This is a genomic window from Aeromonas sp. 604282, from assembly GCF_049170575.1.
GTDB classification, from domain to species: Bacteria; Pseudomonadota; Gammaproteobacteria; order Enterobacterales; family Aeromonadaceae; genus Aeromonas; species Aeromonas veronii_A.
Genome location: NZ_JAAKMV010000007.1, coordinates 50205 through 62971, shown reverse-complemented (window position 1 = coordinate 62971; position 12767 = coordinate 50205). Strand labels below are relative to the sequence as shown.

The 12767-nt window shown below is 59.4% G+C and carries 12 protein-coding genes; 7 read left to right on the top strand and 5 right to left on the bottom strand.

What is annotated here, in order from left to right; translation table 11 throughout:
• Positions 1 to 159 precede the first annotated feature (159 nt).
• On the bottom strand, positions 160 to 4194 hold the full coding sequence (gene pulA, locus G5367_RS10275) for a pullulanase-type alpha-1,6-glucosidase (protein WP_421294269.1): 4035 nt from the start codon (positions 4192 to 4194) through the stop codon (positions 160 to 162).
• Between the two features lie 262 nt (positions 4195 to 4456).
• Between pulA and G5367_RS10270 the strand changes: the two genes are divergently transcribed.
• Positions 4457 to 4870 (top strand): hypothetical protein, encoded by a 414-nt coding sequence (locus G5367_RS10270; RefSeq protein ID WP_005341466.1) that lies wholly within the window; start codon positions 4457 to 4459, stop codon positions 4868 to 4870.
• A gap of 173 nt (positions 4871 to 5043) precedes the next feature.
• Here G5367_RS10270 and G5367_RS10265 read toward each other — a convergent pair whose 3' ends face one another.
• On the bottom strand, positions 5044 to 5556 hold the full coding sequence (locus G5367_RS10265) for a mechanosensitive ion channel domain-containing protein (RefSeq protein WP_005335914.1): 513 nt from the start codon (positions 5554 to 5556) through the stop codon (positions 5044 to 5046).
• A 13-nt stretch (positions 5557 to 5569) separates the two neighbouring features.
• Positions 5570 to 6535 (bottom strand): zinc transporter ZntB, encoded by a 966-nt coding sequence (zntB, locus tag G5367_RS10260; RefSeq protein ID WP_005341467.1) that lies wholly within the window; start codon positions 6533 to 6535, stop codon positions 5570 to 5572.
• 140 nt (positions 6536 to 6675) lie between these two features.
• Here zntB and G5367_RS10255 point away from each other — a divergent pair, with 140 nt between their 5' ends.
• The 4 genes from G5367_RS10255 (at position 6676) to G5367_RS10240 (ending at position 8702) form a co-directional block, all read left to right on the top strand.
• Positions 6676 to 7128 (top strand): YaiI/YqxD family protein, encoded by a 453-nt coding sequence (locus tag G5367_RS10255; protein WP_421244065.1) that lies wholly within the window; start codon positions 6676 to 6678, stop codon positions 7126 to 7128.
• A 109-nt stretch (positions 7129 to 7237) separates the two neighbouring features.
• Positions 7238 to 7507, top strand: coding sequence for a PepSY domain-containing protein (locus G5367_RS10250; protein WP_005341469.1), 270 nt, complete (start codon positions 7238 to 7240; stop codon positions 7505 to 7507).
• Positions 7508 to 7551: 44 nt separating this feature from the next.
• Positions 7552 to 8112 (top strand): cytochrome b/b6 domain-containing protein, encoded by a 561-nt coding sequence (locus G5367_RS10245; protein WP_337073193.1) that lies wholly within the window; start codon positions 7552 to 7554, stop codon positions 8110 to 8112.
• 89 nt (positions 8113 to 8201) lie between these two features.
• A complete protein-coding gene (locus G5367_RS10240) occupies positions 8202 to 8702 on the top strand; it encodes a metal-dependent hydrolase (RefSeq protein WP_041234360.1) in 501 nt (166 codons plus the stop codon).
• 64 nt (positions 8703 to 8766) lie between these two features.
• Here G5367_RS10240 and G5367_RS10235 read toward each other — a convergent pair whose 3' ends face one another.
• Positions 8767 to 9972 (bottom strand): NupC/NupG family nucleoside CNT transporter, encoded by a 1206-nt coding sequence (locus G5367_RS10235; RefSeq protein ID WP_005341473.1) that lies wholly within the window; start codon positions 9970 to 9972, stop codon positions 8767 to 8769.
• Positions 9973 to 10514: 542 nt separating this feature from the next.
• Between G5367_RS10235 and dbpA the strand changes: the two genes are divergently transcribed.
• Positions 10515 to 11894 carry an ATP-dependent RNA helicase DbpA gene (dbpA, locus tag G5367_RS10230; protein ID WP_421244066.1) on the top strand — a complete coding sequence of 460 codons (1380 nt, stop codon included), beginning with the start codon at positions 10515 to 10517 and terminating at the stop codon, positions 11892 to 11894.
• A gap of 89 nt (positions 11895 to 11983) precedes the next feature.
• Positions 11984 to 12274 (top strand): YkgJ family cysteine cluster protein, encoded by a 291-nt coding sequence (locus tag G5367_RS10225; protein WP_005335921.1) that lies wholly within the window; start codon positions 11984 to 11986, stop codon positions 12272 to 12274.
• Positions 12275 to 12301: 27 nt separating this feature from the next.
• On the opposite strand, the gene G5367_RS10220 is transcribed toward G5367_RS10225, so the two are convergent.
• Entirely contained in the window at positions 12302 to 12709 is a 408-nt protein-coding gene (locus tag G5367_RS10220) for a hypothetical protein (RefSeq protein ID WP_069554668.1), read from the bottom strand.
• Positions 12710 to 12767: the final 58 nt, after the last annotated feature.

Genomic DNA, 12767 nt, shown 5'->3' with positions numbered 1-12767 from the left:
CCATCCGGGCGGCTTTTGTTTCAGCCGGTGACGGAAAAGAAAAAGCGCGCCTGCCGGTCGGCAGTCGCGCTTTGCTTACTCTCTCGGAGTTATCCCACCCTTGGCAAGGTGGAATTCAACCCGGGGACGCCGAGCCATCCCCCGGACTCAATGGGTTGCTTACTTGGCACTGCACTCCTGAATGACGGCAGTACCTGCCTTGACGCCAGCCGGGTCAACCTTCACCAACACACTCCACAGCCCTTGCGGCAATGTGATGCTGTTGTTGGCACTACCGGCCTCGGAGAAGGCGAACGGGTAGCCCGTCTCCGCCTTCAGCGCGCCGCCGCCGTTGAGCAGGTACTCCTTGCTCCAGTCCTCGTTGGCGACCTTGAACTCGGTGCTGCCTGTGTAGTTGAAGGCTGCCTGATAGATGGCGAGATCGCCGTCCATCCCCTTATAGCTCAACTGGTACTGGGGCTGAGCGGCCCAGCCGGAGAGCTCACCCTTGACGAACAGGTTGTAGCCGAGCGGATTGCCCGCCACCGTGTCCAGTACCTTGCAACTCTGCACCGGCTCGGTGAAGCTGACGCTCAGGGTGGGCTTGTCCTTGTTCATGGCGGTAAACACGAACTTGTAGCTGCCCGCCTTGGCCAGATCGAGCCCGATGTTGCCGGTATCCCCACCCTTGCAAAGGGTCAGCGGAGTGCCGACCACCAGCTTGTCACCGGCGTTGCAGCTGCCATAGTTGACCGGCCCCCAGCTGGCATCTGCAATCTTCACCTCGGTTGAGCCCAGCTTGTCAGCCTGTACTTCCGTGGTGAATTCATACATGAAGTTGCTACTGAAGGTCATCTGGTTGGTCTCACCCCATTGACCGAGGAACCCCTTCAGATAAACGGCGGTGTTGCCAAACGGTGGCAGGGTGCTCAAGTCGGTCTTCTTGCTGACCGGCAGGCCCGCGCCCTGTGCACCAGACTGCGGCTTGACGAACACGGCGGCAGACCAGGCCCCCAGCGTCAGCTGGCCGTTGTCATAGGCGGCGCCGCTGGCGATGCTGTCAACTGCGCGATGCTTGCTGCTAAGCACCATACCGCTCAGATCGATGGGCTGATCGTTGCCATCACGGAAGTCGCCGATGCTCTGGCTCTGGTTGCTGGCGTTGATCATCACCACCAGACCATCGATGGCCGGATCCAGATCCGCCCCGGCACTGACGCCATCATCCACCGTCATGACGATAAGGCCGGGCACCTGATCCGGGCCGGTATTGCGGAAGTCGACCCGCTTGATCACCTCGGCGCCGCTGCCCAGACGCAGCAGGCGGGAGGAGTTGCGCAGCTCCGCCAGCTCCTGATAGAAGCTCACCATCTGCGCCATCTCGGCCGAGCCCGGCTTGGCATGCTTGCCGAGCACCTGCTCAATCAGTGGATAGTTGTCGCCATCCTTGTCCTTGCGCGGCAACCCCTTGTCGAAGTTGTTGTCGCCCAGGGTGTAGTCGACCTTGTTGTACCAGTCGCCCGAGTCATAACTGTCCCGCTCCATGGATTTGGAACGCAGCAGCTCGACACCGGCGTGGGTGAAGGGAATGCCCTGACCCAGCATGGCGGTCGCCAGCGATACTCCCTGCATCCGTACCAGATCGGCACCTTCCGGCGCCTTGTAGATCAGGTTATCGAACAGGGTCTGGTTGTCGTGCTTGTCGACATAGTTCTGCACTTCCACCGGATCCTGGGCATAACCGGCAGGCTGACCGTTGTAGTCAATCTCGGCGCCTTTCTTCGGCATGCCATCCTTGTCGGTCAGCACGAACTCCTTGAGGTTGCCCGCCATGCCGAGCCGCACCAGATCGGACTGGTGCAAGGCCGTCGCCAGATCCACCTTGCTCATTTCGTTAGGATCGACGAAGGCACCGTTGCCAAAGCCCTGGGCCTTGCGAATGGTATCGCCACCGTCGAACGGACTGCCGCCGCGCACCGCATCGCGCAAGCGGTCGGAGAAGGAGCCGATACCGGTACCACCCAGATGCTTCTGGGTAGCCTGCACGAAGCGCTTGTCATCCTGCACTTCGCCGAAGTTCCACCCCTCGCCGTAGAAGTACATCTCGGGATTGACCTTCTTCACCGCGGCCAGCGCCTGCACCATCTGATCTTTCGGATGGTGGCCCATCAGGTCGAAGCGGAAGGCGTCGATCTTGTAGTCGCGCGCCCAGGTGACCAGGGAGTCATCCATCAGCTTGGCAAACATGGCGTGTTCCGGCGCCGTGTTGGAGCAGCAGGTGGAGTTCTCCACCGAGCCGGTCTCCGGATTGAGGCGCTGATAGTACCAGGGCACTATCTTGTCGAGCACCGATTTGGGGCCGAGCCCGGATTCGTTGGTGTGGTTGTAGACCACGTCCATCACCACGTTCATACCGATGTTCTGCTTGATGGCCTTGACCATCTCGCGGAACTCCAGAATACGTTTGGTGCCCTCGGCGTTGGTAGCGTAGGAGCCTTCCGGCGTGGTGTAGTGGTAGGGATCATAACCCCAGTTGAAGGAGTCGACGCCGCGCAGATAGCCGAACAGCTCCTGCACCACAGGGTTCTCCTTGCTGTCGCTGGCTTGCAGCTCACCGAGCACGGCTTCAATGGTCTCGCCACCACCACAGTGGCTGGCAAACCGGGAGTTCTTGACCTCGGGATTAACCTCGCACAGCTTGCTGAAGTCATCGCCGATGTTGGCCACCTTGGCCGGATCCTCGTTGACGGTGGCGATGTCGAACACCGGCAGCAGGTGCAGGTGGCTGACGCCGCTCTTGGCCAGGGATTTCAGGTGGGTGACGGGCACGCTGTCGCTGTCGGTCAGCCCGAGGAACTTGCCACGGTGCTCCACCGGGGTGGAATCATCGTTGCCGGTCAGATCGCGGACATGGGCTTCATAGATGGTGATGTCGGCGGGATTCTGCTGGCTGTGGGGCGCCTTGAGGCTGTCCCACCCTTCCGGTTTCAGGGCCGGATCGTCGAGATCCACCACCTGACTGAACTCGGAGTTCATCGCGAGGCTGAGCGAATAGGGGTCGGTCACCTCGTAGTGCTCGACCTTGCGGCTCAGCGGATGGTAGACCTCCATGTCGTAGCGGTAGAACTGGCCGATCAGCTCGCTGCCCCCTTCGTAACTCCAGCTACCGCTGGCGCTATCGAAGGTCATGGCCACCTCGCCACTCTTCTGGTGGCTAGCGTTGTAGAGGGCCAACTTGACCGACTTGGCGGTCGGCGCCCAGAGACGGAAGGTCACCCGGTTACCCTCCACCACGGCGCCATAGCTGAGCTTGGTCGCCTCTGGGGCATAGAGCGCATCAAGGGCACCAGCACTTTGCACCAGGGTCGCCCCCTGCAGGATACCGTCGGCATCGGTGCCGATAGCCACCAGTTCACCCTTGAGCAGGGTCTTGAGGTCCTTGCCGGCGGGCAGGGCGAAGGCAGCCGCATCCTTGAGGTGCGGATATTTGGCCTGCTGCTCGGCAGTCAGGCTGGTCGCGGTCAGGCTGATATAGGGGAAATCGAACACCCCATCGGCATTGGCCTTGATGGTGCCCGAGTCGGTGTAATAAAGGCGCACGTGAGGCTTGTCCTTGCCCCCTTGCCAGATCAGGGTATTACCATCGATCAGATGGGCACTGGCCCCCGCCACGCCGAAGGCCGCGGTAAAGGCTTCGGCACGGCTGCCAAACAGATCCTTCTTGCCCGCGACGATGGCCACGGTGCGATCCGGGTGCTCACTGAAGATCACCTTCATATCGCTGCCGGTCAGGTTGGCCAGATCGCCGTTGCGAGCGATAAAGTTGATGCACCCTTCCACCTTGCTGAGCGGTACGACCCAGGCCGGACCAAAGTTGTCGGCAGTGGCAGGTGTCTTGCTCTTGTCATCCCACCCGCTGTTCAGGCCGCTATCTGCCGTTGCATTGCAGGCATCGTTATTCCAAAGATGCAGGCTGTGGCTGTCAAACGGTGTCTTGGCACTCTTGGCTGCCGCCTGGGTGTCCACCAGCGCAATGACTACCTCGTTGGGGCCTGCTTGCAGCAGCTCCTTTGGGGGATCCATTTTGGGCAGTCGAGCGACAGGTCCGTCAGAAGGTTCAGGTGTAGAAGTAGATGTGCTGTTGCCATTACAGCCAGACAAAAGCGCGAGCAGTGAGGCTGTTACCAGCGCCACTTTGGTCTTTTTCATATCCATATTTTTATAATTCCCGCTGTAGTTAGTCTCGATAGTCGAGCACCCGGTCATTGCCAGGCGGTGCCATATTAATCAGCGGCAATCGATTCAAATGTGAGCGACAGGGCAAAAAAACCATCCAGTTTCAACAAGATAACGTTTTCAGACTGAAACTTCGATCCGGCTCACAGACCTCGCGGCCATTTGGCCTCATATCTGGAAAGCGGCAGTCACGGGGTCAGAAAAGCAATGTCTGATCAAGTGGATAGACAAGGAGTAAACAATGAAACGGATTGAAGAGCAGGCAAGACGACTCGATCAGGAGTATCAGGCAATCGGTCAGCTGTTCGACCAGTTCTGCCAGCAGGCTGGCGCCCTGGCCGAGCAGTATCACTTCTTCAACTGGCCCGATTATGAAGACTCCCCCCCGCTGAGCCGCGCCTTCACTCTGCTGGGGGAGCCCCGCCAGTTGCGGCTGCGCTGTCAACCCGGTGAGCGCTCTGCCCTCAATGGTTTGATCCAGGTGGTCTCGGAGGATGGCACTATTGATGCCAGCCTCGGGTTTCGCGCCGATGGTCAGCTGCTGCTGGAGTCCGGCAAGCTGCTGGACAACCCGCCCGGACTGCTGCTCAAGTTGCTGCTCGGGGCAATCTGGCAACACAAGCCACAGGCAGATGTTGCACAACAGGAGATCTAGCAGCAGAGCCAACTGTTGACCCGTTCTGGCTATTGTGGCCGCAGCAAGCATCTACAATAGCCTGTTCCTGTCGAAGTAAGGTTCAACGGATGGGCGTCTTCGCGACGTACCGTCGGCACCTACCACACAGCCAAAAGGCTCCAGAGGAGCCTTTTTCTTATTCCGGTTACTTTCTATTCCGGCTGCAGCGGTTCCACCACCTTGCCCTCCAGCTTTCTGACCGGCTTTTGCAGGATCAGGTTGGCCGGATAGGTGACCAGATCGCCGTTGTCATCGCGCACCCGCACATAGAAGAGGCCAATCTCGGTGATGACGCCGGTGACCGAATCATCCTTGTCGAGGATGCGGATCCGGTCGCCAATCTTGTAGGGGAAAGCGAAGAAAATGGTGATGCTGGCGGTGATGTTGGAGAGGATCGACCACTGGGCCACCATGGCGACCCCCAGTACCGCAAAGAAGGAGGAGGCGAGCACCACCAGTCGGGAGAAGTCGAGCCCCCACACCCCGGCCAGCACCAGTAGGGTGGCGCAGCCGAGCAGGAAGTGGAACACATGGGCCACGTAGAGCACCCGGTTCTCGCTCACCTGCCTGCTCTGGCCGAGCGCCAGCAGACTCTTGTGAATAAGCCGCCGGATCAGGGTATGCCCCAGCAACAGCAGCAGGGTCAGACCAATTGATTGCCACATGGGTTATCCCTCCTTACCACCAGCGCCGATGTTTGAGCCAGATAGCCAGCCCGCTTGCCAGCGCCACCAGCGAACCACAGAAGACCCAGAAGGCGGTCGGATTCTCGGCCCCGGGGATACCGCCGAGGTTGATGCCAAACAGGCCGGTCAGGAAACTGGCGGGCAAAAAGAGCAGCGCCATCACCGACATCTGGTAAGCGCGACGGTTGGTCGCCTCCGCCATCAGATTGTTGATCTCGTCAGCCAGCACAGCGGTGCGCGCCACCCCGGCATCGAGGTCATCGAGCCAGCGCCGCAGCCGATCGGCGATATCGAGCAGACGACGGCGGTCATCCTCATCCAGCCAGCTGATCTTCTCGTTGGCCAGCCGTGCCACCAGATCCCGCTGGGGGGAGAGGTAACGACGGATCATGATGAGCTGCTTGCGGATCAGCGCCAGCCGGCCATTGGCGGGCATGTCGCGCATCAGCACCATCTCCTCCAGGTCGAGGATCTTGTCGTGCAGCTCCTCGACAAACTCCCCCGCCCGATCGGTCAGGGCATCGCAAATCTCCACCAGCCAGTCGGCCGGGGTATCGGCGCCACCACCCAGCTTGAGCTGGTTGAAGACATCCTGCTCGGAGAGCAGCGGACGACGACGGCTGCTGATGATGAGATCCGGGGTGATGAAGATACGCAGCGCCACCATCTCTTCGGGCCTGTGATCCTTGTTGTGGTTGATGCCACGCAGGATCAGCAGCACCGTCTCCCCCATCCGCACCAGCTTGGGACGATTGCTCTGGCCGAGCAGCGACTCCCTTGCCGCCTCGCTGAGCAAGGGGGTCTGTAACAGCCAGCGCGCCGAATCGGGATTGCCGTAATCCAGATGCAGCCAGCCGGGATGCGCCGCCGGAACTTCGCTTCCCGCCGTCAGCGGCGCCATGCCACCCTTGCCATCCAGGGTCAGGGCATAAATCACTTCACCAGGCACCCGATCCATCTCGTCTCCTTCTCGTTTCATGTGCTGGCCCCAGCTTACACGAAAGGCGGGGCCGACTCAGCCCCGCGCCGGGAAGGGGAGGCCTGTGTTAACATGCCCGCTCTCGTTTTCTATCCGCTTTCACTACAGGAAACCATGCCATGCCCATCTGGGTTGATGCCGATGCTTGCCCCATTCCGGTCAAGGAGATCCTCTACCGCGCCGCCCACCGCGCCAAGGTCGTTACCACCCTGGTGGCCAATCAGGGATTGCGGGTGCCCCCCTCGCCTTTCATCAAAACCCAGCAGGTGGAGAAGGGATTCGATGTGGCAGATCATGTCATCGCCCAGCAGGTTCAGCCTGGCGATCTGGTGATCACCGGTGACATCCCCCTCGCCTCCTGGGTGATCGATGCCGGTGGCGAGGCGCTCGACCCCCGTGGCGAGATCTACACCCGCGAGACAATCAAGGCGCGGCTCGGCATGCGCAACTTTATGGAAGAGCTGCGCTCGGCCGGCGTGCAGACCGGCGGTCCGGCCCCCTTCAATGCCGCCGACAAACAGCGCTTTGCCAACGCCCTCGACAAGTGGCTGGTCAAAGGCAAGCTTGAATAAGCCTCTCCCCGGCGCAAGCTGGGGAAAATCTCTTATCCCTCTTAACGTTCTCTTAAGTCTTGCCGCCTAACCTTGTCGCTGTTGCAACATCAACCGCAAGGAGCAAGCAATGAAACTGACCCCCCTGTTGTTACTGATCCCCCTTTTGAGCGGCGCAGCCCTGGCTGATCCCCAATGCACCCAGACCGACCAAAGCAAGTGGCTGAGCGAGGCCGACGCCCAGCAGCAGATCAAGGCGATGGGCTACGACATCAAAAAGTTCAAGGTCACCAAAACCAACTGCTACGAGATCTACGGCTGGGACAAGGAGAAGCGCAAGGTCGAGATCTACTTCGACCCGACCGATCTGAAGAAAGTAAAAGAAGAGATCGACGAATAACGCAGTGACGGGCCGCTCTGGTGGCCCCTCCATGGAGTCTTGCCATGACAACCTCATCTGAAGTGAAAGTGTGGGATCCCCTCATCCGGGTGTTCCACTGGGCGACCGTCACCCTCTGCCTGCTCAATTTCTTCGTACTGGAAGAGGGAAGCAAGCCCCACAAATATGCCGGCTACGCAGTAGGAGTCCTGCTCATCATCCGCCTGCTGTGGGGGATTGTCGGTTCCCATTACGCTCGCTTCGGCCAGTGGTGGCCGACACCGGCTCGGGTCCGCCACTACCTTCTCCAGCTGGCCCGTGGGCGCCACCCCTACTACCTCGGCCACAACCCGCTCGGAGCACTGATGATCTGGCTACTGCTACTCTCTTTGATTGGCACAGTCATCACAGGCTGGCTCACCACCTGGGATGCCTTCTGGGGTGAGGAGTGGCTGGAGGAACTGCACGGTATCATTGCCAACACCCTGATGGTCGCTGTTGGCATCCATGCAACCGTGGTGATCCTGACTGATCGCCTAACCCACAGTGATCTGTTGCGTGCCATGGTGCTGGGTAAAAAACGGGTGCCCGTTGACATCAGGGTGGAAGATCCGCGCAGTGAATAACCGGGCGGCACATCGGGCCCCGGTTTTTTGCTGCAATAGCCCGCGACACTGGTAAGATGCGCCGCCATCTTATCTACGCCGTAATCATCATGACCGCCCAAGGGCACCTGCTCTTCTCCGTTACCTGCACCCTGATCGCCCACAAACTGCAGCTCACTCCGGCCCTGGCCGATGCCAGCTTGTGGCAAACCATCCCTGCCGCGCTGGCCAGCGCCCTGTTGCCCGACCTCGACCACCCCAAATCTGTGCTGGGGCAGCGACTGCCGTGGATCTCGAAACCTCTGTCGCGGCTGTTCGGCCATCGCGGTTTCACCCACAGTCTGCTGGCGGTCGCCGCCGCCGTCTGGGGGCTGAACCAGAGCCTGCCGCCGGACACCTTGCCCATGGGGGTCAAGGATGCCCTGATCGTCGGCTACCTCAGCCATCTGCTGGGGGACTGGCTCACCCCGGCGGGCATTCCGCTCTTCTGGCCCATCAAGCGCCGTTACCGCCTGCCGGGCTGGCCGCTGCGCAGCGGCGGCGCCATCGAAACCGGCTTTTGCACCCTCACCCTGCTGGTTGCCGGCTGGTGGTGCGGCTGGCGCCTGTAAGCCAGAAATAAAAAAGCCCCTGACGAGGTCAGGGGCTCAAACCGTGGCAGATGCCACTAGAGGATCAGATCATGATGCCTGCGATAACAGCAGAGAGCAGGCTGACCAGAGTTGAACCGTAGACCAGCTTCAGACCGAAGCGCGAAACCATGTTGCCTTTCTCTTCGTTCAGCGCTTTTACTGCACCGGCGATGATGCCGATGGAGCTGAAGTTGGCGAAAGAGACCATGAAGATGGAGAGGATGCCGACGGTACGCGGGGAGAGCTCGGCAGCAATCTTGCCCAGATCCATCATGGCCACGAACTCGTTGGTCACCAGCTTGGTCGCCATGATGGAACCCGCTTGCAGCGCTTCACCACTCGGAATACCCAGGATCCAGGCGATTGGATAGAAGAGGTAGCCCATGACGTACTGGAAGTTGACACCAAACGCCAGCTCGAACAGGTAGTTGACCAGGGCAATCAGGGCGATAAAGCCCACCAGCATGGCCGCCACGATAACGGCCACGGAAAAACCGGCCATGATGTACTCGCCCAGCATCTCGAAGAAGTTCTCTCTCTTCGGCGTATGGTGCTCGTCGCCCTCAGCCAGCGCCTTGGCATCGGTCACGGTATTGTCCGGCTCGTAGGGGTTGATCAGCGACAGCACGACAAAGGTGCTGAACATGTTGAGCACCAGCGCAGCCACCACGTAACGCGGCTCGATCAGCTGCATGTAGGCACCGACGATGGACATGGAGACGGTGGACATGGCCGTTGCCGCCAGGGTGTACATCTGCTTCTCGTTCAGGTGCGGCAGGATCTTCTTGAGCGCGATGAAGTTCTCGGATTGACCGACGATCATCGAGCTGATGGCGTTGAAGGACTCCAGCTTGCCCATGCCGTTGATCTTGGCCAGCACGGTGCCGATACCGCGGATAACCAGCGGCAGCAGGCGGATATACTGCAGAATACCGATTAGTACGGAGATGAAGACAATGGGCATCAACACCATCAGGAAGAAGGTAAATGAACCTTCATTCATCATGCCGCCAAATACGAAGTCGGTTCCCTGCTTGGCAAACTCCATCAGCTTGGTGAAGCCAGCGGCAAAGCCACCTACTACAGCCAGACCCACTTCCGAGTTCAACATGAACCAGGCCAGCGCCAGTTCGACCACCAGCAGTTGGCCGATATAACGCAGCTTGATCTGTCTCCAGTTGTGGCGGTTAGCCAGCAGAGAAAGAGCGAGGACCATAACCAGTCCGAGCACAAAGTGAACGTATTCCATACCTGTAGCACCTGAGTGAATTGTAATTTTCGACCGGCGCCATCATAGACATTTGCACATTTAAAAATCAGAGAGTCATCACAATCCCGTGTAATAATATGCATGCAGGATAATACAAACGTTTTTAAATTAATTACGCAACAACCTGATATTAATCGCACAACTTTGACGACGACAAATTCATTAAAAAACATGATATTACACAATTAAAATGGCATTTTTACGGCCCTCCAAAATATCTCGACATCATTTTCGCAACATTATATTTAATGCCGCACTCGCCAATTGAATATTTTTCAATCATTATATTTAAACAACAGAAATAGCAAACGTTTATCCTCAATAAATAATTACATGCATGTTTGAATAATTACCCCGATATCCTTTCACATATTGCTCACAACCAATCTGGCAACAAATGACCCCATATGTTCCCCCACCGCTGACCGTTCAAAAATCCGCCACATCCGGTGTCACATTCTGGTATGATGCGCAGCCTTAGCGCTCGCGCATCCCCGTTTTCTCCGAAATAGAGTCCTTTTGTGAATAACAGCGAATTTAGCAGCCTCAATCTCTCCCCCGCCCTGCAAGAGAACCTCGCCAGCCTGGGTTACCTGCAAATGACCCCGATCCAGGCCCAGAGCCTGCCCCTGGTACTCGATGGCAAAGACCTGATCGCCAAGGCAAAAACCGGCAGCGGCAAGACCGCCGCCTTCGGTCTCGGCCTGCTGGCCAAGCTCAACGTCAACCGCCTCGAAGTGCAGGCACTGGTACTCTGCCCGACCCGAGAACTGGCGGATCAAGTGGCTCAGGAGATCCGTCGTCTGGCGCGCGCCCTGCCCAACGTCAAGCTGGTCACCCTGTGCGGCGGCACCCCGACCGCACCGCAGTCCGCCACCCTGAGCTTTGGTGCCCACATTGCCGTCGGCACCCCGGGTCGTATTCTCAAGCATCTGGAGCAAGGCACGCTGGAGCTATCCGGCCTCAAGACGCTGGTGCTGGATGAAGCGGATCGCATGCTGGACATGGGCTTTGGCGAAGATATCAACCGGGTCATCAGCTATGCCCCCCAGCAGCGTCAGACCCTGCTCTTCTCCGCGACCTATCCGGAAGGGATCGCCCAGATGAGCCGCGGCGTGCAGCGCAATCCGGTCGAGGTGAGCGTGGAGTCCCTGCACGAGGGGAGCGCCATCGAACAGAAGCTCTACGAAGTGCCCGCCGGCCAGCGCCTCGACGCCCTCACCTGGCTGCTGAGCCACTACCAGCCCAGCTCCTGCGTGGTGTTCTGCAACACCAAGCGCGCCTGTAACGACGTGGCCGACCATCTGGCCGCAAAGGGCTTCTCGGCGCTGGCGCTGAACGGCGACCTGGAGCAGCGTGAGCGGGATCAGGTGCTGGTGCGTTTTGCCAACGGCAGCGCCACCATTCTGGTGGCCACCGACGTGGCGGCCCGCGGTCTCGACATCAAGGAGCTGGGCGCCGTCATCAACTACGAGCTGACCTATGATCCGGAAGTGCACGTGCATCGCATCGGCCGTACCGGCCGCGCCGGCCAGCAGGGTCTGGCCCTGAGCCTCTATCAGCCGAACGAGGCCCAGCGCGTCAACTTTATCGAAGAGTACCAGCAGGCTCCGATGCCGCTGGGTGATCTCGACAGCATCGGTCGCGACATCAAGCCGATCGCCCCGCAGATGGTGACCCTCTCCATCGATGCAGGCCGCAAGACCAAGGTGCGGGCCGGCGACATTCTGGGTGCCCTGACCGGTGAAGGCGGCATTGCCGGCGCCGATGTGGGCAAGATCCAGATCTCCGAGCAGTACTCCTACGTCGCCGTGAAGCGCAGCGTGGCGAGCACCGCCCTCAAGCGGTTGCAGGAAGGCAAGATCAAGGGTCGCAGCTACCGCGCCCGCAAACTGGGCTAAGGTTTTTTGCAAGCCGTTAGCCAGACCACAGGCGCCTGACAGGCGCCTGTTTCATATCTCCGATGCCGCCATGCGGCAAGACAGGCACCATGACCCAAGCAATCCAGACCGATGTGAGCTGCCAGAACTGCGAAGCCTGCTGCTGCCGCCTCGAAGTGATGCTCTTTACCGATACCGGCGTGCCGGACCGTTATGTACTGGAACGGGATGGCGAGATACCTGTCATGCGCCGGCTGGACGATGGCTGGTGCGCAGCCCTCGACCGCAACACCATGATGTGCCGTATCTACGAGGTACGGCCGCTGATCTGCCGTGAATTCGAAATGGGTGAACCCGACTGCGTTGACGAGCGGGACAAGTGGTTTATCAAGCTGGAGTGAAGCCCGCCCAAGCGGTGGGCGGGGTGGTCAAGCGCTCGCAGGTTCACAGGGAGCGATGTTGAGCTGCTCCCCCAGCCACTGGATGGCCGCTGCCTCCTGCTCGAAGTAACGTACCGCCCGAAAGGGCAATCCCTTGAAGATGTTATCTGCCAGATAGCGCTTGAAGCCCCCCACGAAAACCACCGCCAGAAACTGACAGCCACTCTCGGCACACCAGCCAAACTGGCGACGAAAACGGGCCAACACCTCTGGCCCGGCCGCTTCAAACTCGGTCGCGACCTCGACAATCCCCCAGGGGCCATCCATCAGACCGGCCAGTTCGTGACGAAAACGCGCCTCATAGGCCATGGCACCAGCCAGATTGAAAGGGCCACTCGGGCGGCAGATCAGCATCTGACCCCTGCGCTCCATGTCAAATTGCCCATGTGGCTGCATGACTGCTCCCATTCCGTTACCACCACCATCACCTGCAAATTGTTACCACAAGGTAATA

Coding starts and splice junctions, on each gene's coding strand:
- G5367_RS10225 (WP_005335921.1), top strand. CDS start 11,984: ATGACCCAAGCAATCCAGACCGATGTGAGCTGCCAGAACTGCGAAGCC.
- G5367_RS10240 (WP_041234360.1), top strand. CDS start 8,202: ATGACCGCCCAAGGGCACCTGCTCTTCTCCGTTACCTGCACCCTGATC.
- G5367_RS10235 (WP_005341473.1), bottom strand. CDS start 9,972: ATGGAATACGTTCACTTTGTGCTCGGACTGGTTATGGTCCTCGCTCTT.
- G5367_RS10265 (WP_005335914.1), bottom strand. CDS start 5,556: ATGTGGCAATCAATTGGTCTGACCCTGCTGCTGTTGCTGGGGCATACC.
- G5367_RS10220 (WP_069554668.1), bottom strand. CDS start 12,709: ATGCAGCCACATGGGCAATTTGACATGGAGCGCAGGGGTCAGATGCTG.
- G5367_RS10250 (WP_005341469.1), top strand. CDS start 7,238: ATGAAACTGACCCCCCTGTTGTTACTGATCCCCCTTTTGAGCGGCGCA.
- zntB (WP_005341467.1), bottom strand. CDS start 6,535: ATGGATCGGGTGCCTGGTGAAGTGATTTATGCCCTGACCCTGGATGGC.
- G5367_RS10245 (WP_337073193.1), top strand. CDS start 7,552: ATGACAACCTCATCTGAAGTGAAAGTGTGGGATCCCCTCATCCGGGTG.
- pulA (WP_421294269.1), bottom strand. CDS start 4,194: ATGGATATGAAAAAGACCAAAGTGGCGCTGGTAACAGCCTCACTGCTC.
- G5367_RS10270 (WP_005341466.1), top strand. CDS start 4,457: ATGAAACGGATTGAAGAGCAGGCAAGACGACTCGATCAGGAGTATCAG.
- G5367_RS10255 (WP_421244065.1), top strand. CDS start 6,676: ATGCCCATCTGGGTTGATGCCGATGCTTGCCCCATTCCGGTCAAGGAG.